This is a genomic window from Pseudorhodoferax sp. (assembly GCF_047601025.1).
Classification (GTDB): Bacteria; Pseudomonadota; Gammaproteobacteria; order Burkholderiales; family Burkholderiaceae_C; genus Pseudorhodoferax.
Genome location: NZ_JASGJZ010000001.1, coordinates 2218435 through 2241859 on the forward strand (window position 1 = coordinate 2218435; position 23425 = coordinate 2241859).

The following is a 23425-nucleotide window of genomic DNA, read 5'->3' on the forward strand; positions in this document are numbered from 1 at the left end:
AGCGCTGCCTACAGTGCGTCCCGTCGTCCTTGACCCACCTCAACGGTCCCGCACATCCATGGCCCAGATCATCGGCGGCATCGCCGCATCGCACACCCCCACCATCGGCTTCGCCTTCGACCGCGGCAAGCGCCACGACCCGGACTGGGCGCCGATCTTCGACGCCTTCGCCCCGGTGCAGGACTGGATCGCCGCGCAGCGGCCCGACGTGCTGCTGATGGTCTACAACGACCACGTCACCTCGTTCTTCTTCGACCATTACTCGGCCTTCGCGCTCGGCATCGGCGAGGCCTGGAGCGTGGCCGACGAGGGCGGCGGCGCGCGCGACCTGCCGCCGATCGCCGGCCATCCGGCGCTGGCCGCGCACATCGGCCACAGCCTGATGGCCGAGGAGTTCGACATGGCGTTCTTCCAGCACAGGGCGCTGGACCACGGCATCTTCTCGCCGCTGTCGGTGATGTGCCCGCACGGGCACCGCCGGGCCGACCCGAGGAGCTCGGCACCGCAGCGCGAAGCGCGCGGGGACTGCGACGACCCGGCCTGGCCGGTGCGGCTGGTGCCACTGCAGGTCGGCGTGCTGCAGTTCCCGATCCCGACCGCGCGCCGCTGCTGGCGGCTCGGCCAGGCGCTGCGCCGCGCCATCGAGAGCTGGCCCGAGGACCTGCGGGTCGCCATCGTCGCCACCGGCGGCCTGTCGCACCAGGTGCACGGCGAGCGCGCCGGCTTCAACAACCCCGAGTGGGACGCGCACTTCCTGGACCTGTTCGAGCGCGATCCCGAGGCGCTGGCCGGCATCACCCATGCCGAGTACGCCGCGCTGGGCGGCATGGAGGGCGCCGAGGTCATCATGTGGCTGGTCATGCGCGGCGCGCTGGCCGGCCAGGTGCGGTGCCTGCACCGCAGCTACTACCTGCCGTCGATGACCGGCATCGCCACCGCGATCTACGAGCCGGTGCAGCAGGAGATGCCGGCCGGCGCGGCCGAGCGCCACCGCCGCCGCGTGGCCGAGCAGCTGGCCGGCGCCGAGGCGCTGGCGGGCACCTACCCGTTCACGCTGGCGCGCAGCGTGCAGGGCTACCGGCTCAACCACTTCCTGCACGGGCTGATCGACCCGGCGCAGCGCGCGCGCTTCCTGGCCGACGAGGACGGCGCCATGCGCGCGGCCGGCCTGGCCGACGAGGAGCGGCGCCTGGTGCGCGCGCGCAACTGGCGCGGCCTGATCCAACACGGCGTCATCTTCTTCCTGCTGGAGAAGCTGGGCGCGGTGGTCGGCGTGTCGAACCTGCACATCTACGCCGCGATGCGCGGCGAAAGCCTCGAAGACTTCCAGAAGACGCGCAACACCAAGGCGCTGTATTCGGTCGCCGGCCAGGACAGCCAGCCGCTGGCCTGGGACGCCGAGCCCGCGGCGTGACACGCCGTGCGCCGGCTCCGGAAAAACCACGATTCCATCAACCAGCCCCACGGGCCCAGGAGACTTCCATGCATTCCCAATTCAAGCCGCGCGCACTTGCGGCCTCCATCGCCGCGATCTCGGCCGCCGGCCTCATGACCGCCTGCGGCGGCGGCGACGGCGACAGTCCAGGCGTCTACGACAGCGCGCTGGCCTTCGACAAGACCAAGTACACGACGATCACGGTCACGCTCGACGGCGTGAGCACGCCGGTGCGCTGGTACCGGGAGGTGTGCTACGTCGGCAAGCCGATGCGGCTGGCGCCCACGCAGTCCGCCGGCGCGGTGGACAACCAGGCCTGCGGCTACCAGAACATGAACATCTTCGTGCGCGAGGTGGACGCGGCCAGGCAGGACAACGCCATCTTGCTGAACGTCAACAACGCCGGCTGGCTGGCCAGCTACCAGGGCGGCAAGGGCGGCTGGGATGGCTCGGCCCCGATCACCAACGCCAACTACGCCGGCGCCGACATCGTCAACGGCGGCACCTACGTCAGCACCAGCGATACCGACAAGAGAGGCGCCGCGCTCGCCCGCGGCTTCGTGTACATCAACATGGCCTCGCGCAGCCGCGGCGCCACCGCCCCCGCCGGCGTCTACGACGACGGCATCTACCAGGGCAAGGCGCCGGCCGCCATCGTCGACGCCAAGGCCGCCGTGCGCTACCTGCGCCTGAACGACAACCTCATGCCGGGCAACGCCAGCCGCATCGTGGTGAACGGCACCAGCGGCGGGGGCGCGCAGAGCACGCAGCTCGGCGCCGCGGGCGACAGCGCGGACTACTTCTCCTACCTGCAAGCCGTCGGCGCGGCCGGCATCGACGCCAACGGCAAGAGCTCGATCAGCGACAGCGTGTTCGCCATCGTCGCCTACTGCCCGATCCAGGACATGGGCAGCGCCGACCTGGCCTACGAATGGATGTTCAACGTGCTGGGGACGCGCGCGCTGGTCTCGGCGGACCAGAAGGCCGGGCTGATCGTCGATGCGAGCGGCAACGAGCTCGTCCGCGCCTCGAACCCCGACCCCGCCGGCAGCGCCGCGCTGATGAACCAGTTCGTCGCCTACCAGGCCGGCCTGGGCCTGAAGAACGAGGACGGCACGGCGCTGACCGCCGACAACATGCTGGCGGCCCTGCAGACCGAGTTCAAGAAGGCCGCCAGCGCGTACGTCCAGTCCGGCAAGAGCATCGTCGCCTACAACGCCTACGGGACGGCCGCCGCCAACGGCGTGGCCGGCGGCAGCGGGACCCTGTACTACCAGAACGACTTCATCGACGTGGACGCGAGCGGCACGGTCACGCACTTCGACATGTCGAACTACCTGAAGTTCGTCGCCAAGCAGGCCCGGCTCAAGGCCGTGCCGGCATTCGACCAGGTCGGCCAGACCCCCGCCCTCGCGACGACCGCCACGGCCGACACCACCCAGGCCGGCGCCGTCATCTACGGCAACTACAGCGGCGGCGAGTCCAACCTGTTCGGCACCGCGGCCCAGGTCTATTCCAACTTCACCGAATACGCCTGGAACAACAACAACGGGGGCGACGCCGTCAACGCCACGCAAAGCGACGTCGGCCTGGCGAAGAGCGGCTACACCTGGGCCGCCAACCCGCAGCAGGCCTTCCTGCTGAACCAGTACAAGATGATCAATGCGCTGCCCTACGTCGGCAAGACCGACGGCATCACGAAGCACTGGCGCATCCGCGTCGGCGCGCGCGACCGCGACACGTCCTTCACCGTGGCGTACAACCTCAGCCGCGCGCTGAAGGCGGACGCCAAGGTCGGCGATGTGGACTTTGCGCTGCACTGGGACCAGGGGCATGCCGGCAACTACGACGTGCTGAACGCCTTCGCCTGGATCGACCAGCGGCTGGCCGCCGGCAACTGACGGGCGGCGCGTTCCATCCCTCTGGCCGTGCCGGCGGCCATCGCCGGCGCGGTCGTGCCGGGCACGCAGCGCGCCGCGGCGCGGCCGGCGCTGGGCGCGGCGGCAGGGCATTGACGCGGGCGGGCGAGGCCGTGGCGCCCCGTTGCCTCGGTGACCGGCGCGGTGGCGCGTGCGACGTCCGGTCGCTCCGGGCCGCAGGCCGGCGCGGCGGCCCGCCTACCATGGTCCGCGTTGCACACCGACGTGGACGCACATGGCACAGACGGAACGGCACCACAAGATCAAGAACAGGCTGGACGCGGGGCAGACGCTGAGCAAGCGGGGATTGCTCGCGGAGTTCGAGGTTTCGGAGGCGACGCTCAAGCGCGACATCGCCTACCTGCGCGACCGCTGCGGAATGCCGATCGGCTTCGACCGCGCGCGTGGCGGCTGGCGGCTCGACGCCGCCGCGGCCAGGGCGGGCAGCGGCTACACGCTGGGCGTGCCGCTGCGCGAGGACGAGATCCACGCGCTGCTGAGCATGCAGCACCTGCTGTCGCAGCTGGAGCCCGGTGGCCTGCTGGGCGCGCAGGTGGCGGCGCTGCAGCAGCGCCTCGGCCGGCTGCTCGACAAGGGGTTGCGCGCGCCGGTGGACGTGGCCCGGCGCATCCGCGTGCTGGCGCTGGGCGCGCGCCGGCTGGAACTGCCGCATTTCCAGTCGGCGGCCCACGCCGTGCTGCGGCGTCGCCGGCTGTGCATCGTCTACCGGGCGCGCAGCCATGGGCGGGTCGAGGAGCGCGAGGTCTCGCCGCAGCGCTTGGTGCACTACCGCGACAACTGGTACCTGGACGCCTGGTGCCACCGACGCGAGCAACTGCGCCGCTTCAGCCTCGATGCGGTCGAGCGCGCGCAGGTGCTGGAGGCCGTCGCCCACGACATGGCCGACGCCGATCTGGACGACCTGCTGGCCAAGGGCTACGGCGTCTTCGCTGGCCACGAGATTCGCTGGGCGCGGCTGCGCTTCACGCCGGAACGCGCGCGCTGGGTGGCGGCCGAGCGATGGCACGGCGACCAGCGCGGCCGCTACGACGCGCACGGCCACTGGCTGCTGGATCTGCCGTACACCGACGACCGCGAACTGGTCATGGACATCCTGCGCCACGTGCCGGAGGTGGAGGTGCTGTGGCCGGAGGAACTGGCCGACGAGGTGCGGCAGCGATTGCGGGAGGGGCTGCGCAGGATGGGGGAGGCTGGATGAAAGATCAGGGAAAGAGCCGGGGCGAGGGTCATTTGGTGAGCCTGAGAGGCGCGAGGATCGCGTACATGGACAGCAGATGGATGGCCGTTGTTTCAATGCCAGGTGAGGGGGCGTGGGGCTCGGCGTCTGTGAAAGGGTTGCAGTGAACAACACCAAGATTGCGTTGGCCCACATCCGCGTGGAGCAGGACACGCAACGTATCGTCGAGCATTGGCTGGTCGACCATTCCAACGACGTTGCCGCTCTGGCCGAATGCTTTGCGGCCGCTTTCGGTCCGCAATGGGCGCAGATTGCCGGCCGTTGGCACGATCTCGGCAAGTTCCGACCGGGCTTCTATCGCTATATCCGTGCCGTGACCGGCGTCGATGCCCATATCGAAGGGAAGTGGCCCGCCGGTAGCGAAAAAAGCCATTCCGCAGCCGGTGCGTTGCATGCACTGGACGCGTTTGCGCGACGCGATGGGCCGGCTGGCCGGGCATTTGCCCGGGTGCTCGCCTACATCATCGCGGGGCACCATGCCGGGCTGGATGACTGGACGAACGGGCTGGATACGCGTTTGCTCGGCACCCGTGGACCGGACAGCCGTCGGGAATACGACGAGGCCCGGGCCGAATGCCTCCGAGAGGCGCCGGAACTGCTGAAACTGCCGACCGACTTCGATTTGCGCTCGGCTGCGGCCACCATTCCCGGGCTGCGCAGCCGCAATCCACTCGCGTTCTCGGTCTGGGTCCGCATGCTGTTCTCGGCCCTGGTCGACGCCGACTTTCTCGATACCGAGCGCTTCATGGATGCGGGTCGCAGCGACCGCCGCGCTGGCTTCATGCCGCTTTCTGCCTACCGTGAACGGCTCGACCAGCACTTGGCACAGATGGCCAGCAAGGTGGATGCAGCCGGCCGCGGCCACGATCCTGTGATGCTGGCGCGCCAGACCGTGCTGGCCCAATGCCGCGCCAAGGCCGCGCTGCCTCCCGGCGTGTTCTCGCTGACGGTGCCAACCGGCGGGGGCAAGACCCTTTCGTCGCTCGCGTTTGCGCTGGCCCATGCGCAGCGGCATGGGCAGCGCCGGGTGGTCTATGCGATTCCATATACCAGCATCATCGAGCAGACTGCCGACGTGCTGGCTGGCATCTTCGGCGCCGATGCGGTGATCGAGCACCACAGCCAGGCGGATGTGGACCCCAAGGCCGAGACGCCGCGCAGCCGGCTGGCGTGCGAGAACTGGGATGCGCCGCTGATCGTGACGACCAACGTCCAGTTGTTCGAGTCGCTGTTCGCTGCTCGCACGTCGCGCTCCCGCAAGCTGCACCGTCTGGCTGGCAGTGTGATCGTTCTCGACGAGGCGCAACTGCTGCCGCCTTCCTTTCTGCAGCCCATCCTGGATGCACTGCATGTGCTGGTGGCGCACTATGGCGTTACGCTGCTCCTGTGCACGGCCACGCAGCCGGCGTTGACCGATCGTCAGCGTTTCGATCCACGCGAAAGTCTGCGGGGCCTGCCTGTGGCGACCCCCATCATCGACGACGAGGCTGCGCTATTTACCGCATTGGAGCGTGTATGCATCGAATGGCCTTCCGACCTGCAGACACCGCTGCCGACTGACGTGCTCGTTCGGCGACTGGCGGCCGAGCCCTGTGTGCTGACCATCGTCAACACGCGCAGGGATGCGGCCGAGATCGTCGCAGCGTTGGACGCGGCGACGGGCGACCGCGCCTTGCACCTGTCGGCTGCCATGTGCGGCCAGCATCGGGCCGATGTGATCCGTGAGATCCGCGAGCGCCTGGCTGCTCGACGGGCCGGCACCGATCCGCGTCCGCTGCGCGTCGTCAGCACGCAGTTGGTGGAAGCCGGCGTGGACATCGATTTCCCCGTGGTGTTCCGCGCCCTGGCTGGGCTCGATTCGATCGCACAGGCTGCTGGGCGTTGCAACCGCGAGGGCTTGCTGCCTGGCGGTGCCAAGGGGCGCGTCGTGGTGTTTGTGCGCGTGGTGCCCAAGGTGCTGACCGAGTTGCGCAATGGTGTGCAAGCCAGCATCAGTGTCCGTTCCGGAGGCATGGGCGATACGCTCGGGCCGGCCGTGTTCCAGCGCTACTTCCCGCAGTTTTACGACGCTTTCCACAGCCGTGATGCGCACGGTATCGTTGGTCTGCTGAAGTTCAACAAAGACTTCGACTTCAGCTTTCGCTCCGCAGCCGCGAAGTTCAAGTTGATCGACGACGAGGACCAGGTACAGGTCATCGTGCCCTATGTGAGCACCACTGAGGGCGTGGCAGACCCGACGCCGCTTATCGCCAAGCTGCGGGCGGGCCAAGTGGATCGCTGGCTGATGCGCGCGTTGCAGCGCTACACCGTGACGGTACGCAGACGGCAAGTGGGGCAATGGCAGCAGCAAAAGGATGTGCAAGAAGTGCTACCCGGTTGCTTCGTCCTGCAAGACGACGTGCGCTACGACGACCGGATGGGCTTGCTGCCCGACGACACTCCGCTCGATCCCGAATACTTCTATGTTTGACACCGTTCACTGAAGGAGAACCAACCCGTGAAACGCTTCTGCCTAGAAGTCACCGGCGACTTCGCCTGCTTCACACGGCCCGAGATGAAAGTCGAACGCGTGTCCTACGACGTGATCACGCCGTCGGCCGCGCGGGCCGTGTTCGAGTCGATCTTCTGGAAGCCGTCGATCCGCTGGCATGTGCGGCGTATCGAGGTGCTGGCCCCCGTGCGCTGGGTCAACCTGCGGCGCAATGAAGTCAAGAGCAAGGTCTCCGTGTCGTCCGTGGTCAGCGCGATGCAAGGAGGCGACGCCGACGTCGGTATCTATGCGGACGAGCCCGACGAGCGCGTGCAGCGGGCCGCGCTGTTCCTGCGCGACGTAGCGTATCGCCTGCATGCCGACATGGAGGTGTGCGCCGACCGCAGCGATCCAGCGCCGGAAGCCAAATTCCACACCATGTTCGAGCGGCGGGCACTGGCGGGCCAGTGCGTGAACCAGCCTTACCTCGGGTGCCGCGAGTTTGCGGCACGGGTGCGGTTGGTGACCGATATTTCGGCCGAGCCCGCGCCCATCGACGACAGCCGCGACCTGGGCTGGATGCTGCACGACATGGATTTCGCTAACCCGTCCGACCCGCAGCCGGTGTTCTTCCGGGCGCAGATGCGGCGTGGTGCCATCGAGGTGGGCGCCGGCGGGGTGGCGCGATGATCCTGCAGGCGCTGACCGACTACTACGACCGCCGTTGCGCCGACCCCGACCCGGCGCAACGTCTGCCGGCCTTCGGCCTGGAAGAAAAGGAGATTCCGTTTGTCATCGAGTTGGCGCCAGACGGCACGGTGCTGCAGCTGAAAGATACGCGCATGCCCGTCGGCAAGAAGCTGCGCGCCAAGGTCCACCTCGTTCCGCTGGGCGAGAAGAAGACGTCGGGGATCAAGGCCAACCTGCTGTGGGACACGGCGGCCTACGTGATCGGCTTGGCCCGCGAGCGCAAAGGCAAAGCCGAACTGACGCCGGCGCAGGCCTACCGCCAGCGTATCGAAACCCTGCCGGAAGCAGCGCGCAGCGACGCCGGCGTGCGCGCGGTGCTGGCGGCGCTGGAGCGCAACGACTGGTCGGTGCTGGAAGCGCATCCGGCCTGGCCCGAGATCCGCGAGACCAACCCGGTGATGACCTTCCAACTGGCGCGGGACGCCGACCTGGTTTGCCAGCGCCCCGCGGTGGTCGCTGCAGCCATGCCTGCCGCTGCGCCGGACGACGCCGTCGGTCTTTGTCTGGTGGACGGGGTCGAACAACCGATCCAGCGCGTGCACGCTTCCATCAAGGGGGTGCGGGACGCGCAAACGTCGGGGGCCAACGTGGTCTCATTCAACGAGCGTGCCTTCGAGTCTTACGGTAAAGCCAAGCGCCAGGGTGAGAACGCACCCATCGGGCAGCGAGCAGCCTTCGCCTACACCACGGCATTGAACAGCCTGCTGGGCAAGGACTCGAAGAACCGCCTGCAGGTCGGCGATGCGTCCACCGTGTTCTGGGCCGACCGTGCGACCGCATTCCCGACGCTGCTGTCGGACCTGTTCGGCGAGGACAAGGACGAGCCGGACCGTGGGCGCAACACGGTCGCCGCCTTGCTGAATGCTCTCCAAAGCGGCCAGTTGCCGCACAGCGAACACGACGTGCAGTTCTTCGTGCTCGGCCTGGCACCCAATGCGGCGCGCATCAGTGTGCGCTTCTGGATCAAGGCGCCGTTCGGCGAGTTGGCGCCGCGCATCCTGCAGCACTTCGACGACCTGCGCGTCGTGCGCCGATTCGACAACGACCCGCCCACGCCATCGCTGTTCCGCCTGCTGTCGGGCCTGGCGCTGCAGGGCAAGCTGGACAACGTGCCGCCGCGGCTGGGCGGCGAGTGGATGCGCGCCATCCTCGAAGGCTTGCCGTACCCCGCGGGCCTGCTGAATGCGGCCGTGATCCGCTGCAAGGCCGAGCGGGATGTCACCTACCTGCGCGCCGCCGTGCTCAAGGCCTGGCTCAACCGCGAGCAGCGGCGGGCCGATCCCACGCTTCCGATTCACCACGCTCATTTCAAGGAGAACCTGGACATGGAGCAAGACAACGTGCCCTACCGGCTCGGCCGATTGTTCGCCGTGCTGGAGCGCATCCAGCAGCAGGCGCAGCCGGGCATCAATGCGACGATCCGCGACCGCTACTACGGCGCGGCCAGCACGACGCCGGTAGTCGTGTTTACGACGCTGCTGCGGCTGAAGAACGCCCATCTGAAGAAGCTGTCGGACGGCCAGGTGGCGTACTTCGAGCGCCTGATCGGCGACACCGTGCAGGCCATGACCGAGTTTCCGCGCCAGCTGACGCTGGCCGACCAGGGGCGCTTTGCGCTCGGCTACTACCACCAGCGCCAGGCCTTCTACAGCCGCAAGGACGAAGCACCGACCGCTGACGTTCCCCACCCCTCCGCCACCTCCATCGCAACCACCGAGGAAGCCTGAACATGCCCATCGCCAACCGTTATGACTTCGTGTTGCTGTTCGACGTGAAAGACGGCAATCCCAACGGCGACCCCGATGCCGGCAACCTGCCGCGCCTGGATGCCGAGACCGGGCACGGCTTGGTGACCGACGTATCGATCAAGCGCAAGGTGCGCAACTTCGTCGGCATGGTCAAGGACTGCCAGCGGCCGTACGACATCTACGTCAAGGAGAAGGGCGTGCTCGAACGCCTGCATCGCGAGGCCTACAAGGAAATCGGTGCGGCGGACGAGCTGGCTGACGACAAGGAGGCCAAGGACGCCAAGAAGAAGCGCAAGGGCAGCGAAGACAGCGTGCGCAAGGCACGCGGCTGGATGTGCCAGAACTACTTCGACGTGCGCACCTTCGGCGCGGTGATGTCCACCGGCGTGAACTGCGGCCAGGTGCGTGGTCCGGTGCAGCTGACCTTCGCCCGATCTGTCGATCCGATCATCGCCAGCGAGCACTCGATCACCCGCATGGCCGTGGCGACCGAGGCCGAATCGGAAAAGCAGGAAGGCGACAACCGCACCATGGGCCGCAAGCACACCGTGCCATATGGCCTGTATGTGGCCCATGGCTTTGTTTCCTCTTTTCTTGCCAAACAGACGGGTTTTGGCACGGAGGACCTGGAACTGCTGTGGCAGGCCTTGTCGACCATGTTCGAGCACGACCGCTCGGCCGCGCGTGGCGAGATGTCCACCCGCGGGCTGTACGTGTTCCAGCATGGCAGTGAACTGGGCAACGCGCCGGCGCATGCCCTGTTCGACCGCATACAGGTTCGCAAAACCGTGGAAGTTCCGCGTGCCTTCTCGGACTACGAGGTGCGTATCGACGAGGCTGGCATGCCGTCGAACGTGACGCTGCTGCGCAAGGTCGGCTGAACGCCGCGCCCCGCGATGGACGCCGACCCGCCCGACCCCATCCCCCTCTCCGCCCTCCAGCACTGGACCTACTGCCCGCGCCAGTGCGGACTGATCCACCTGGAGCAGGCCTTCGACGACAACCTGCACACGCTGCGCGGCAACGCCGTGCATGCGCGCGTGGACCAGCCGGGCGTCGAGACAGCCAAGGGGGTGCGGGTGGCGCGGGCCCTGCCGGTCTGGCATGACGTGCTGGGGCTGATCGGCAAGTCCGACGTGGTCGAGTTCACGCCGGCGGGTGCGCCCTATCCGGTCGAGTACAAGCACGGCAGCCGGCACAAGGCTGCCGCCATCGCGGCCTGCGACGACCTGCAGCTGGCCGCGCAGGCGATGTGCCTCGAATCGATGACGGGCCAGGCGGTGCCGGAAGGTGCGCTGTACTACGCCAGTTCCAAGCGGCGCCGCGTGGTGCCGATCGACGTGGCCTTGCGCCAAGCCGTTGCGGATGCTGCGGCGGCGGTGCGGGCCATGCTGCAGTCGCAGACCCTGCCGCCGCCACTGGTGGGGGCCATAGCGGCGCAACGCTGCCGCGGCTGCTCGCTGAAGGAGCGCTGCCAGCCCGAGGCTGCCGCGTCGCCGGCCTGGGCGGCGGTGCGTGCGCATCTGTTCGATCCGGATGCCTGAATCCGTTGACGTCCGACGCTCCCATGCAATTGCTCAATACCTTGTACGTCACGCAGCCCGAGAGCTACCTCCGGCTGGATAACGATACCCTGCGCGTGCAGGTGGCGGAAGAGACGCGGCTGCGTGTGCCGCTGCACCACCTGCATGCCGTGGTGTGCTTTGGCCGCATCGGGTTGTCGGTGCCGCTGATGCACCGGCTCGCGGACGAATGCATCGCGCTGGTTCTGCTGGACGACAGCGGCCGCTTCAGGGCGCGGTTGGAAGGCCGCGTGTCCGGCAACGTGCTGCTGCGGCGCGCCCAGCATGCACGGTCGGACGATGCGCGCTTCAGCCTCGACGTGGCGCGTGCCTGCGTTGCGGGCAAGGTCAAGAATGCGCGGCAGGTGCTGCTGCGCGGTGCGCGGGAGGCCAAGACCGAGGAGGATGCATCGGCGCTCGCGCGCGGCGCTCTCGACCTGGCCGCGACGCTGCGGGCGCTGCCGGACGCGGCCGACCTGGATGCCTTGCGCGGACTGGAGGGCGAGGCTGCCCGCCAGTACTTCGCCCGCCTGCCACATCTGGTGCGGGCCGACCTGCGCGCGGATTTCGCCATGGACGGGCGTACTCGCCGACCGCCGCGCGATCGCTTCAACGCGCTGCTGTCGTTTCTCTACGCGATGTGGATGAACGACTGTCGCAGCGCGCTGGAGGCGGCGGGGCTGGATCCGCAGGTCGGCTTCCTGCACGCGCTGCGGCCTGGGCGCGCCGCACTGGCCCTGGACCTGATGGAGGAATTCCGTCCGTTCGCCGATCGCTTGGCGCTGACCTTGGTCAACCGCGGGCAGATCGATGCCAGCGGGTTCGACGTGCGGGACGGTGGCGGCGTGTCGCTGCGCGCGGAGGCGCGCAGAGCTGTGGTGGTGGCGTTCCAGGAGCGCAAGCAGGAAGCTATCCAGCACCCGCTGCTGGCACAGCCGATTTCATTGGGCCTCGTTCCGCTGGTGCAGGCCCGTGTGATGGCACGAGCCGTCCGGGGCGAGCGCGACATCCAGGGCCAGGAGGCGGGATATGTGCCGTTCATCGTTCGCTAGCCGCCCGCACGGCGGAGCAGGCAGGGGCCTGCAATGCTGATCATCGTGTGCTACGACGTCAGCACTGAAACCAGGGCCGGCCGCCGGCGGCTGCGCCGGGTGGCGAAGGTGTGCGAAAGCACAGGCCAGCGGGTTCAGAAGTCGGTGTTCGAGTGCCAGGTTACTCTCGCGGAATTCGAGCAACTCGAACGGCGCCTGCTGGCCGAGGTGGACCTTGCGCAAGACTGCCTTCGCCTGTACCGCCTGCCCAGTACGCGCGGCGCAGAAGTGCGCGAGTACGGCCAATTCAAGGCGGTCGACTTCGAAGGACCGTTGGTGTTCTGAGCCCGGCCCCGGCTAACATCTCGACGCGAACCCCAAGTGCCGGTTCCCGGCCTTGAGGGTTCGCGCGCTTCGTAAGCTGTTGTTTTGCATGGATTTCTTATGCAGAAACGGTCGACTGGCACCGCGCGGCACTTCGTCTCTGCAACATTCGCGCAAGACCGGTGGAATGTGCCGCAGTGGGGGCAACTTACGAGCGAAGCGCATCGCCTGGCTTAATTGCCGGGCGTGGATTGAAACGCCTCAACTGGCGCCTCCTCAACATGGCCGTCGTGCATCGCCTGGCTTAATTGCCGGGCGTGGATTGAAACCGCAGCTCATCGCTGACCAGCGCGCCACGGTAGCCGGCATCGCCTGGCTTAATTGCCGGGCGTGGATTGAAACTTTAGCGCGCTCCTTGCCAAGTTGGCGGCCATCGTCGCATCGCCTGGCTTAATTGCCGGGCGTGGATTGAAACTTCGGCAACCGGTCCTCGCCTGGCGGCATCCTCGGCATCGCCTGGCTTAATTGCCGGGCGTGGATTGAAACCTGACGAAGCGATTGAATGTCTGGGTCAACGCCGGCATCGCCTGGCTTAATTGCCGGGCGTGGATTGAAACACGCCGGAGGTCACGGTCGTGATGGATGCCGCGACGCATCGCCTGGCTTAATTGCCGGGCGTGGATTGAAACACCGGGTGCATCCCGGGCCGGTACCAGACCCACTGCATCGCCTGGCTTAATTGCCGGGCGTGGATTGAAACCGCCGGCTCGAAGCGCTCGAGGCGGAACTCCAACGCATCGCCTGGCTTAATTGCCGGGCGTGGATTGAAACCAGCGGCACACCCAGGGCCCGAAACTCCTCCTCGGGCATCGCCTGGCTTAATTGCCGGGCGTGGATTGAAACACTATTCTCGGCCAGCGCGGCACACCGGTGGGCGCATCGCCTGGCTTAATTGCCGGGCGTGGATTGAAACTCGTCCGGGTGCAGCCATGCCTGCTGCCAGCCCCGCATCGCCTGGCTTAATTGCCGGGCGTGGATTGAAACTGCGTCATCGCGCCGACGAGGTCGCAGTCGACGAGCATCGCCTGGCTTAATTGCCGGGCGTGGATTGAAACGCGGCGTCACGCGACACGCGCACGCCGTCGGCGCGCATCGCCTGGCTTAATTGCCGGGCGTGGATTGAAACGACTGGACCGAGCGCGGGCAGTGGCTGTGCAGCAGCATCGCCTGGCTTAATTGCCGGGCGTGGATTGAAACTCTGCAGCGCTGTCCCTTACCAGCAGTCCGTCCGCGCATCGCCTGGCTTAATTGCCGGGCGTGGATTGAAACATTTCAGTTCTCCCTGTTAACGTAGCGCCGCATGGCATCGCCTGGCTTAATTGCCGGGCGTGGATTGAAACTTCGCCTCGCACGGCAACACCGCCGGCGACTGGTCGCATCGCCTGGCTTAATTGCCGGGCGTGGATTGAAACTTTACAGTTAGGGTTCGCCCGGCGTACTGGTTGGGCATCGCCTGGCTTAATTGCCGGGCGTGGATTGAAACTCGGAGGCGTGCGCCATCAGCCGCCGCCTCCGTTGGCATCGCCTGGCTTAATTGCCGGGCGTGGATTGAAACCGCCGGCTGGCGGAGGCCCAGAAGATCGTCGAGCGCATCGCCTGGCTTAATTGCCGGGCGTGGATTGAAACAGGATAGAGAGTGATTTTTGGCTTGCTGCAAAGCGCATCGCCTGGCTTAATTGCCGGGCGTGGATTGAAACATCAAGACCGAGAATTTCCGCCGGCTGGCGGAGGGCATCGCCTGGCTTAATTGCCGGGCGTGGATTGAAACTCTGCGTGCTGGACCAGTACCACCGTTCGCGCGCGCATCGCCTGGCTTAATTGCCGGGCGTGGATTGAAACAAAGCTGAACGGGAAGGTGCTGACGTAGCCCGAGAGCATCGCCTGGCTTAATTGCCGGGCGTGGATTGAAACTTTTTGGCGACGGCAAACTACCCCGCACCCCCCCCGCATCGCCTGGCTTAATTGCCGGGCGTGGATTGAAACATCGCCAGGCGCTGGGCGGCCGAGGCGGCGACCAGGCATCGCCTGGCTTAATTGCCGGGCGTGGATTGAAACGTCACGGGTGACGTGCAGTGGCGCCAACGGCCGCGCATCGCCTGGCTTAATTGCCGGGCGTGGATTGAAACCCATCAGGTGTCGGAGGCCGAGCGCAGCACGCTTGCATCGCCTGGCTTAATTGCCGGGCGTGGATTGAAACGCGCGGGCCTGGGCAAGGCAGATGCGGCAAGGCCCGCATCGCCTGGCTCAATTGCCGGGCGTGGATTGAAACCCGTCTCGGCGCAGAGGTGGACATTCCTGAGGAGGCATCGCCTGGCTTAATTGCCGGGCGTGGATTGAAACCGCGCCAAGCTGGTCCGAGGCGGCATCGTGAAGCCGCATCGCCTGGCTTAATTGCCGGGCGTGGATTGAAACTTGGCACGGGTCGAGCGTGGCGCGCTGCGTGTGGGCATCGCCTGGCTTAATTGCCGGGCGTGGATTGAAACGATCAGGTGTGCGGCCTCGCCGTCTCAATCCTCGGGCATCGCCTGGCTTAATTGCCGGGCGTGGATTGAAACCTCATCTTCATCATCAGCGCGAACCTAGCCGCCTGCATCGCCTGGCTTAATTGCCGGGCGTGGATTGAAACCACTGGGCGCCGGCCCAGCTGGACGGCCTGGGCCGCATCGCCTGGCTTAATTGCCGGGCGTGGATTGAAACTCGATGGTCGCCATCAAGCGCCTCCGATCTCGAAGCATCGCCTGGCTTAATTGCCGGGCGTGGATTGAAGCATCGTGTTGATTAGCGGGCGACGCACGTTCTCGAGCATCGCCTGGCTTCACTGCCGGACGTGGATTGAAGCGCCATACGGATGCGCTCGGTCTCATCATCATGCGTGCATCGCCAGTATTAATCGCTAGGCGTAGATTGCAACTACGCCATGAACTGCTCGGGACAGAGTCTTTAGGTGCCGTCCGGCTTAATCGCCGCGCATGGATTGAAATACGACGCAGAGCATGGTGAATAACGCGGGGCAGCGCATCGCTCGGTTTCATTACCGGGCGTGAATTGAAACAGGGCTTCGTAGTACGGCAGTGCCGATGTGCCGCCGCGTCGCCTGGATTTAAATAGTGGGCTTGGATTGAAAACTCCAGAGGTCGCAGATCATGGTGCGACTCGTACGCATTGCCTGATTTCATCGTCGGGCTCGGATTGAAGCCTGGTCGGTGTGGACGAAGCAGGCTAGTCAACTAGAATTTTGCTCGTCGTAATCGCAAGGTGTGGATTGATGCGGGTTAATGGAAGCCTACGATGGCGGAGTCATTCGGGCTGATTTGAATAATCGGCTTGATAGGATTGATCGGGCTATCCTTGGCATGTGTGGTCACGATTATTTCCCGGGTCCGGATTGAAACTCTTGCTTGCAGATTTCGATCAGGCCATGTTCTTTGATGTTCTTTGATGTTCTTGGATTTGGATGCCAGACGTGGATTGAAAGGATCGAAGTGCTGCTATTCTGCCTTTTAGTCGGCATCGGTCGAATTGGCTGTCGTGAAACTAAGCCGAACGATGCCGCACCCGCGGCGGCGCGTTCGGATGGCCCTGATTGTTTCAATATACACTCGGCAATGAGGCCGGGCGATGCCTGACCGTGACTGTGGGGCCGGAGTATCCGGGCGGCTTAAATTCACACCCGGCGCGGATTGAAACGAGCAGATCAAGGGGTTTCGCGAGTACGGCTTGCGATATTTCCCAGCATGCTGCGAAGCGCCGTTTGCGACTTGGAGTTGCAGGTTGCGTGGAGAGGCGAAGGAGGCATCGTTACATTTGATCGACTGATGTGCATGGGTGCATAGAACATGCCACATTGCGCGTCGACAAGGCCAGCATATGCTTGCTCCGCCTTCCTACAGCGCCCCCGCCGCGAACGCGCCATCATGGCGCTTTGCGCCCACCCACTAGCAGGAGGAACCCGCCATGCAGATCGACAGCCCCACCATGCACGACCTGTTCGCCCAGCTCGGCCTGCCGAACGACGAGGCGTCGGTGCAGCAGTTCATCACCCGGCACCGTCCGCTGCCGCAGGACGTGCCGCTGCACGAGGCGCCGTTCTGGTCGCCCGCGCAGGCGCAGTTCCTGCGCGAGCAGGTCAGCCGCGATGCCGACTGGGCGGAGGTGGTGGATCAGCTGAACGCGAGCCTGCACCCCTGAGCGGGGCTCAGGCCGCTGCTTCGGCCGGCTCCGCGGCCAGCGTCTGCGCGATGGCGGCCTCGCCCTGCGCCAGCGCCTGCGCGCGTGCCTGCGGGCCCATGGCCACGCCTTCGGCGCGCACGAAGCGCACGTCGGTGATGCCGAAGAAGCCGAACATGGCCTGCAGGTAGCTTTCCTGGTGTTCCAGCGCGCGGCCGCGCTCGCTGGACGAGTACACGCCGCCGCGGCCGGAGACGACGATCACCGTCTTGCCGCCGGCCAGCCCCTGCGGGCCTTCGGCCGTGTAGCGGAAGGTGCGGCCGGGCTGGGCCAGGCGGTCGATCCAGGCCTTGAGCTGCGTGGGGATCGAGAAGTTGTACAGCGGTGCGCCGACCACGACGACGTCCGCCGCCAGGAACTGCTGCAGGTAGCGCTCGGTCACGGCGTTCTCGCGCCGGTGCGCCTCGGTCAGCGTGGCGGCGTCCAGGCCGAGCTTGAAGGCCAGCGCGTCCGCGGTGAAGTGGGCCGGCGGCTCGGCGGCCAGGTCCAGGTAGTCCACCTCGGCGCCGGGATGGGCGGCGCGCCAGGCGGCCACGGTGCGGGCGGTGAGCTGGCGGGTGACGGAGTCGGGGCCGAGGATGCTGGAGTCGACGTGCAGGATGCGCATGGTGGTGCTCGAGGTGGTGGAAACGATGGATTCGATTGTCCGCAGCGCCGCAGTCGCCACCAACCGGCCTGGCTGAAATGGATTGTTCACGTCCTGGTGACAATCGAGGGTATCGCTTATAAGTTTTCGGATGAAAGCAAACAAAAAAACTGTCGTTTACGCATAGCGCCGGCATGGAGACAATGCGCGGCTCTGCTCAGGGATCCCTTGTCATGACCAATTTCTTCCGGGGCCGCACGGCCCGTTCCGTCCTGGCCGCTGCCGTGCTGGCCGCCGCCACGGCCGCTTCCGCCCAGACCCAGACGCTGCTGAACGTCTCCTACGACGTGGCGCGCGAGTTCTACAAGGACATCAACGCCGCCTTCGTGCCGGCCTACAAGAAGGCCACCGGCAAGGACGTGAAGGTCGAGCAGGCCCACGGCGGCTCCAGCGCCCAGGCGCGCGCCGTCAACGACGGCCTGGCCGCCGACGTGGTGACCTTCAACACCACGACGGACGTGGACTTCCTGGCCTCCACCGGCGTGGTGGCCAAGGACTGGCGCCAGCGCTTCCCCAACGGCGCCGCGCCCACCACCTCGACCATGCTGTTCCTGGTGCGCAACGGCAACCCGAAGAACATCAAGGACTGGGACGACCTGACCCGCCCGGACGTGAAGGTCATCGTCGTCAACCCCAAGACCGGCGGCAACGGCCGCATGGCCTACCTGGCCGCCTGGGGCTACGTGCGCAAGACCGGCGGCACGGACGCGCAGGCCGCCGAGTTCGTCAAGAAGATCTACGCCAACGTGCCGGTGCTGGCCAAGGGCGGGCGCGACGCGACCACGATCTTCCTGCAGCGCAACATGGGCGACGTGCTGGTGACCTTCGAGTCCGAGGTCGTGTCGGTGGACAACGAGTTCGGCAAGGGCAAGGTCGACGCGGTGCATCCCTCGGTCAGCATCGTGGCCGAGAACCCGGTGGCGGTGGTCGAGCGCACGGTGGCCAGGAAGGGCACGGCCGAGCTGGCCAAGGCCTACCTCGATTTCCTGTACACCGACGAGGCGCAGGAGATCGCGGCGAAGCACGCGATCCGCCCGACCTCGCCGGCCGTGCTGAAGAAGCACGCCGACGTGTTCAAGCCGGTGCAGCTGTTCCGCGTGGAGGACTACTTCGGCTCGCTGGCCGAGGCGCAGAAGGTCCACTTCAACGACGGCGGCCAGTTCGACAAGCTCTACACCGTCAAGTAACGCCATGTCCGGATCTTCCGCCGGCGCCCTGGCGGCGCCGGCCGGCGCCACGCCCGCGCGGCGCACCGGCAGCCGCCGCGTGCTGCCGGGCTTCAACATCACGCTGGGCTATGCGCTGCTGTACCTGAGCCTGGTCGTGCTGATCCCGCTGTCGGCGCTGGTGTTCAAGACGCTGACGCTGTCCTGGCCGCAGTTCTGGGAGGCCGTCAGCTCGCCGCGCGTGCTGGCCTCGTACCGGCTGACCTTCGGCGCCTCGCTCATCGCGGCGGTGGTCAACGCCTTCTTCGGCCTGCTGGTGGCCTGGGTGCTGGTGCGCTACGAGTTCCCGGGCAAGAAGATCGTCGACGCGCTGGTGGACCTGCCGTTCGCGCTGCCCACGGCCGTGGCCGGCATCGCGCTGACGGCGCTGCTGGCCGGCAACGGCTGGATCGGCCAGTACCTGGAGCCGCTGGGCATCCAGCTGGCCTACAACCCCAACGGCGTGGTGATCGCGCTGATCTTCATCGGCCTGCCGTTCGTGGTGCGCACGGTGCAGCCGGTGCTGGAGGACACGGAGAAGGAGCTGGAGGAGGCCGCCATGTGCCTGGGCGCCACGCGCTGGCAGACCTTCGCGCGGGTGATCTTCCCGGCCATCGCGCCGGCGCTGCTGACCGGCTTCGCGATGGCCTTCGCGCGCGCGGTGGGCGAGTACGGCTCGGTCATCTTCATCGCCGGCAACATGCCGATGGTGTCGGAGATCACGCCGCTGATCATCATCGGCAAGCTGGAGCAGTACGACTACGCCGGCGCCACCGCGGTGGCGGTGGTGATGCTGGCGATCTCGTTCGTCCTGCTGCTGGTCATCAACGGGCTGCAGGCCTGGCAGAGAAAGCGGGCCGGCGCATGAGCGACCTCACGAAGAAGCGCATCACCACCACCGAGGCGCCCTGGGTGCGCCGCACGCTGATCGGCGTGGTGCTGGTGTTCCTGGCGCTGTTCCTGGTGCTGCCGCTGGCGGCCGTGTTCACCGAGGCGCTGCGCAAGGGGCTGGACGCCTACCTGGAGGCGCTGCGCGAGCCCGACGCCTGGGCCGCCATCCGCCTCACGCTGTTGACGGCCGTCATCGCCGTGCCGCTGAACCTGGTGTTCGGCGTGGCGGCGGCCTGGGCCATCGCCAAGTTCGAGTTCCGGGGCAAGGCCTTCCTGACCACGCTGGTGGACCTGCCGTTCTCGGTCTCGCCGGTGGTGGCCGGCCTGATGTACGTGCTGGTGTTCGGCGCGCACGGCTGGCTGGGTCCCTGGCTCGCGGAGCACGACATCAAGATCATCTTCGCGATCCCCGGCATCGTGCTGGCCACGGTGTTCGTGACCTTCCCGTTCATCGCGCGCGAGCTGATCCCGCTGATGCAGGCCCAGGGCAACGACGAGGAGCAGGCCGCCATCGTGCTGGGCGCCAACGGCTGGCAGACCTTCTGGCACGTCACGCTGCCCAACATCAAGTGGGGCCTGATCTACGGCGTGATCCTGTGCAACGCGCGCGCCATGGGCGAGTTCGGCGCGGTGTCGGTGGTCTCCGGCCACATCCGCGGGCAGACCAACACCATGCCGCTGCACGTGGAGATCCTCTACAACGAATACCAGTCCGTGGCCGCGTTCGCCGTGGCCTCGCTGCTGGCGCTGCTGGCGCTGGTCACGCTGGTCATCAAGAGCTGGGTCGAATGGAAGCACGAGCGCGAGATCGCCGCCGCGGCCGAGCTGCCGCCCGAGCGCCCGCAGCCGGCCGCCGCGGCCACCTGAGAAAGCCCTTCCCATGAGCATCGAAATCCGCAACGTCAGCAAGCAGTTCGGCGACTTCCGCGCGCTGAACGACGTCAGCCTGGACATCGCGTCCGGCGAGCTGGTCGCGCTGCTGGGCCCGTCGGGCTGCGGCAAGACCACGCTGCTGCGCATCATCGCCGGGCTGGAGAGCGCCGACGCCGGCAGCATCCTGTTCGCCGGCGAGGACACGACCGACGTGCACGTGCGCGACCGCCAGGTCGGCTTCGTGTTCCAGCACTACGCGCTGTTCCGCCACATGACGGTGTTCGAGAACGTGGCCTTCGGCCTGCGCATGAAGCCGCGCGGCCAGCGCCCGGCCGAGGCGCAGATCAAGCGCAAGGTGCACGAGCTGCTGGGCCTGGTGCAGCTGGACTGGCTGGCCGACCGCTACCCCTCGCAGCTGTCGGGCGGGCAGCGCCAGCGCATCGCGCTGGCGCGCGCGCTGGCGGTGGAGCCCAAGGTGCTGCTGCTGGACGAGCCCTTCGGCGCGCTGGACGCCAAGGTGCGCAAGGAGCTGCGCCGCTGGCTGCGCCGGCTGCACGACGACCTGCACGTGACCAGCATCTTCGTGACGCACGACCAGGAGGAGGCGCTGGAAGTGGCCGACCGCGTGGTCGTGATGAACAAGGGCCGGATCGAGCAGATCGGCACGCCGCAGCAGGTCTGGGAGCACCCGGCCAGCCCCTTCGTCTACGGCTTCCTGGGCGACGTGAATCTGTTCCACGGCCGCGCCCACCAGGGCGAGCTGCACGTGGAGGGGCTGAAGATCGACGCGCCCGAGCACCACGGCGCCGAGGACGCCAAGGCCTTCGCCTACGTGCGCCCGCACGATCTGGAGGTCGAGCGCTACTCGCCCGGCGCCAGCGGCATCGTCGCCCAGCTCACGCGCGCGCTGGTGGTCGGCCCGATCGCCCGGCTGGAGTTGGTGCCCCAGCAGGGTGCCGACGGCGACGCCGTCATCGAGGCCCAGCTGACGGCAGAAGAGTTCCAGGCCCGCGGCTTCCGCGAGGGCGAGACGCTGGTGGTCACGCCGCGCCGCGCCAAGGTCTTCGTCGACCATGGCGCGGGGGTGTGAGCCTCAGAACCGGTAGGTCGCGTACACGAACGGGATGATCGGGTTCAGCTTCAGGCTGCTCTCGGACACCGCGACCACGCGCCCGCCGGCCGTGGTCGACAGCGTGGCCTTGGTCTTCATGTGCACGTAGGAGATCGAGGCGGTCAGGCCCAGCCGGTCGGTGACCGCGTAGTTCACGCCCACGCTGACCACCGGGCCGAAGCGGCTGTCGATCTTCGCGGACGTCGTGGACGCGCCGGGCGGCAGCCCCAGCGTGGCGCCCAGCGTGCTTTGCAGGTTCTGGCTGAGCTGCGTGTCGGCGAAGCGCGCGTAGGTGACGCCCGCGCCGACCCCCACGCGCAGCCGGTCGCTGGACTGGCCGAAGAAATACTTGGCCAGCACCGATGGGCCGTACAGCCGCGCGTTGCCCAGCTTGCCCAGGCCGGCCAGCGAGCCGGCGCCGTCGAGCTTGAGCTTGGGCGGCACGCCGAGCACGCCTTCGATCGCGAAGTTGTCGGTGAAGAAGTAGTGGACGTTCAGGCCCAGCGTGTTGACGCTGGGGATCGAGGAGCCCGAGCCCGGGACCTCGCGCTGGACCGGCTGCGTGAAGCGCAGCGGCGTGCTTTCCTCCTGCGGGGAGTAGCGCAGCCAGCCGGCGCCCAGAAACACGTCGCCGGCCTTCTGGGCCCAGGCGGGCGAAGCGGCGGCAGCGGCCAGGGCCGTGGCGGCGAGCAGTCTGGTCGGGAAGCGGGGGGCAGCGTGCATGCGGGGGTCTCCGGTCGTTGAGGGCCCGGCGAGCATACGCATGCCGCCATGGGTTGTCGATCCCGCGCGCACGAATTCGCGCGGCAGTGGTGGACTACTTGGCGTAGATCTGGTCGAAGCTGCCGCCGTCGGCGAAGTGGGCCTTGTCGGCCTTGGCCCAGCCGCCGAAGGCCTGGTCGATCGTGAACAGCGCGAGCTTGGGGAACTGGCTGGCGTACTTGGCCTTGGCGCGTTCCTCGGTCGGGCGGTAGAAGTTGCGGCCGGCGATGTCCTGGCCCTCGTCGGAGTACAGGTACTTCAGGTATTCCTCGGCCACGGCGCGCGTGCCGCGCTTGTCGACCACCTTGTCCACCACCGTGACCGAGGGCTCGGCCAGGATGCTGACCGAGGGCACGACGATCTCGAACTTGTCGGCGCCGAATTCCTTGATCGACAGGAAGGCCTCGTTCTCCCAGGCCAGCAGCACGTCGCCGACGTTGCGCTGCACGAAGGTCACGGTGGCGCCGCGGGCGCCGGTGTCCAGCACCGGCACGTTCTTCAGCAGCGCGCCGACGAACTCCCGGGCCTTGGCGTCGCCGCCCAGCGTGCGGCGGGCGTATTCCCAGGCCGCCAGGTAGTTCCAGCGCGCGCCGCCGGAGGTCTTGGGGTTGGGCGTGATGACTTTCACGCCGGGCTTGACCAGGTCGTCCCAGTCCTTGATGCCCTTGGGGTTGCCCTTGCGCACCAGGAACACGATGGTCGAGGTGTACGGCGCCGAGTTGTGGGCCAGGCGCTTCTGCCAGTCCGCCGGGACCAGGTGGCCGTTGGCGGCCAGCGCGTCGATGTCGCCGGCCAGCGCCAGCGTGGCCACGTCGGCGTCGATGCCGTCGATGATGGAGCGGGCCTGCTTGCCCGAGCCGCCGTGCGACTGCTTGACCGTGACCTCCTGGCCGGTCTTGGCCTTCCAGTAGGCGGCGAAGGCTTTGTTGTACTGGACGTAGAGCTCGCGCGTGGGATCGTAGGAGACGTTCAGCAGCGTGACCGGCGCCGGCTGCGCCTGCGCGGCCAGCGGCGCCAGCGTGGCGCCGAGCGACAGCGCCAGCGCGGCGCGGGAAGCGTGGTTCAGGAGGTGGCGGCGTGTGCGCATCGGAAAGGCTCGCGGAATCGTTGAAAGCCGCGGATTCTGGGAGTGCGCCGCGCAAAGGGGAACGAT

At 67.1% G+C, this 23425-nt stretch carries 18 protein-coding genes and 1 CRISPR repeat array; of the genes, 15 read left to right on the forward strand and 3 right to left on the reverse strand.

Annotated elements, in window-relative coordinates; translation table 11 throughout:
- The first annotated feature begins 58 nt into the window (after nt 1–58).
- From QM782_RS10495 to QM782_RS10545, 11 genes are all read left to right on the forward strand, one after another.
- Nucleotides 59–1414: a gallate dioxygenase gene (locus QM782_RS10495; protein WP_415202860.1), complete on the forward strand. Its 1356-nt coding sequence runs from the start codon at nt 59–61 to the stop codon at nt 1412–1414.
- A gap of 68 nt (nt 1415–1482) precedes the next feature.
- Nucleotides 1483–3336, forward strand: coding sequence for a subtype B tannase (locus QM782_RS10500; RefSeq protein WP_415202861.1), 1854 nt, complete (start codon nt 1483–1485; stop codon nt 3334–3336).
- 253 nt (nt 3337–3589) lie between these two features.
- A complete protein-coding gene (locus tag QM782_RS10505) occupies nt 3590–4573 on the forward strand; it encodes a helix-turn-helix transcriptional regulator (protein ID WP_415202862.1) in 984 nt (327 codons plus the stop codon).
- Between the two features lie 142 nt (nt 4574–4715).
- Nucleotides 4716–7082 (forward strand): CRISPR-associated endonuclease Cas3'', encoded by a 2367-nt coding sequence (locus QM782_RS10510; protein WP_415202863.1) that lies wholly within the window; start codon nt 4716–4718, stop codon nt 7080–7082.
- Nucleotides 7083–7109: 27 nt separating this feature from the next.
- Entirely contained in the window at nt 7110–7772 is a 663-nt protein-coding gene (gene cas5c, locus QM782_RS10515; RefSeq protein WP_415202864.1) for a type I-C CRISPR-associated protein Cas5c, read from the forward strand.
- Nucleotides 7769–9559 carry a type I-C CRISPR-associated protein Cas8c/Csd1 gene (gene cas8c, locus QM782_RS10520; RefSeq protein ID WP_415202865.1) on the forward strand — a complete coding sequence of 597 codons (1791 nt, stop codon included), beginning with the start codon at nt 7769–7771 and terminating at the stop codon, nt 9557–9559. Before cas5c ends, cas8c begins: the two co-directional genes overlap by 4 nt.
- A 2-nt stretch (nt 9560–9561) precedes the next feature.
- The gene (gene cas7c / locus QM782_RS10525; protein WP_415202866.1) at nt 9562–10461 is read left to right on the forward strand and encodes a type I-C CRISPR-associated protein Cas7/Csd2; all 900 of its coding nucleotides are present in this window, start codon (nt 9562–9564) and stop codon (nt 10459–10461) included.
- A gap of 15 nt (nt 10462–10476) precedes the next feature.
- Complete coding sequence (gene cas4, locus QM782_RS10530) at nt 10477–11124, forward strand: CRISPR-associated protein Cas4 (RefSeq protein WP_415202867.1); 648 nt, start codon at nt 10477–10479, stop codon at nt 11122–11124.
- A gap of 23 nt (nt 11125–11147) precedes the next feature.
- Complete coding sequence (cas1c, locus tag QM782_RS10535) at nt 11148–12194, forward strand: type I-C CRISPR-associated endonuclease Cas1c (protein ID WP_415202868.1); 1047 nt, start codon at nt 11148–11150, stop codon at nt 12192–12194.
- A gap of 33 nt (nt 12195–12227) precedes the next feature.
- Complete coding sequence (cas2, locus tag QM782_RS10540; RefSeq protein ID WP_415202869.1) at nt 12228–12518, forward strand: CRISPR-associated endonuclease Cas2; 291 nt, start codon at nt 12228–12230, stop codon at nt 12516–12518.
- A gap of 200 nt (nt 12519–12718) precedes the next feature.
- Nucleotides 12719–15396: a CRISPR direct-repeat array (repeat unit 37 nt; unit sequence GCATCGCCTGGCTTAATTGCCGGGCGTGGATTGAAAC).
- 1115 nt (nt 15397–16511) lie between these two features.
- Nucleotides 16512–16745 carry a DUF2789 domain-containing protein gene (locus tag QM782_RS10545; RefSeq protein ID WP_415202870.1) on the forward strand — a complete coding sequence of 78 codons (234 nt, stop codon included), beginning with the start codon at nt 16512–16514 and terminating at the stop codon, nt 16743–16745.
- Nucleotides 16746–16752: 7 nt separating this feature from the next.
- Here the strand turns inward: QM782_RS10545 and QM782_RS10550 are convergent, their stop codons facing one another.
- Complete coding sequence (locus QM782_RS10550) at nt 16753–17391, reverse strand: FMN-dependent NADH-azoreductase (protein WP_415202871.1); 639 nt, start codon at nt 17389–17391, stop codon at nt 16753–16755.
- A gap of 212 nt (nt 17392–17603) precedes the next feature.
- On the opposite strand from QM782_RS10550, the gene QM782_RS10555 reads away from it, so the two are divergent.
- Genes QM782_RS10555 through QM782_RS10570 form a run of 4 tightly spaced genes read left to right on the forward strand, consistent with a single transcriptional unit; the run spans nt 17604 to nt 21489 of the window.
- Nucleotides 17604–18617, forward strand: coding sequence for a sulfate ABC transporter substrate-binding protein (locus QM782_RS10555; RefSeq protein ID WP_415202872.1), 1014 nt, complete (start codon nt 17604–17606; stop codon nt 18615–18617).
- A gap of 4 nt (nt 18618–18621) precedes the next feature.
- Nucleotides 18622–19503 (forward strand): sulfate ABC transporter permease subunit CysT, encoded by an 882-nt coding sequence (gene cysT, locus QM782_RS10560; RefSeq protein ID WP_415202873.1) that lies wholly within the window; start codon nt 18622–18624, stop codon nt 19501–19503.
- Nucleotides 19500–20393 carry a sulfate ABC transporter permease subunit CysW gene (gene cysW / locus QM782_RS10565; protein WP_415202874.1) on the forward strand — a complete coding sequence of 298 codons (894 nt, stop codon included), beginning with the start codon at nt 19500–19502 and terminating at the stop codon, nt 20391–20393. Before cysT ends, cysW begins: the two co-directional genes overlap by 4 nt.
- Nucleotides 20394–20406: 13 nt before the next feature.
- The gene (locus tag QM782_RS10570) at nt 20407–21489 is read left to right on the forward strand and encodes a sulfate/molybdate ABC transporter ATP-binding protein (RefSeq protein WP_415202875.1); all 1083 of its coding nucleotides are present in this window, start codon (nt 20407–20409) and stop codon (nt 21487–21489) included.
- Nucleotides 21490–21492: 3 nt separating this feature from the next.
- Here the strand turns inward: QM782_RS10570 and QM782_RS10575 are convergent, their stop codons facing one another.
- Complete coding sequence (locus QM782_RS10575) at nt 21493–22233, reverse strand: OmpW/AlkL family protein (protein ID WP_415202876.1); 741 nt, start codon at nt 22231–22233, stop codon at nt 21493–21495.
- Nucleotides 22234–22327: 94 nt separating this feature from the next.
- Complete coding sequence (locus QM782_RS10580) at nt 22328–23359, reverse strand: sulfate ABC transporter substrate-binding protein (RefSeq protein ID WP_415202877.1); 1032 nt, start codon at nt 23357–23359, stop codon at nt 22328–22330.
- Nucleotides 23360–23425: the final 66 nt, after the last annotated feature.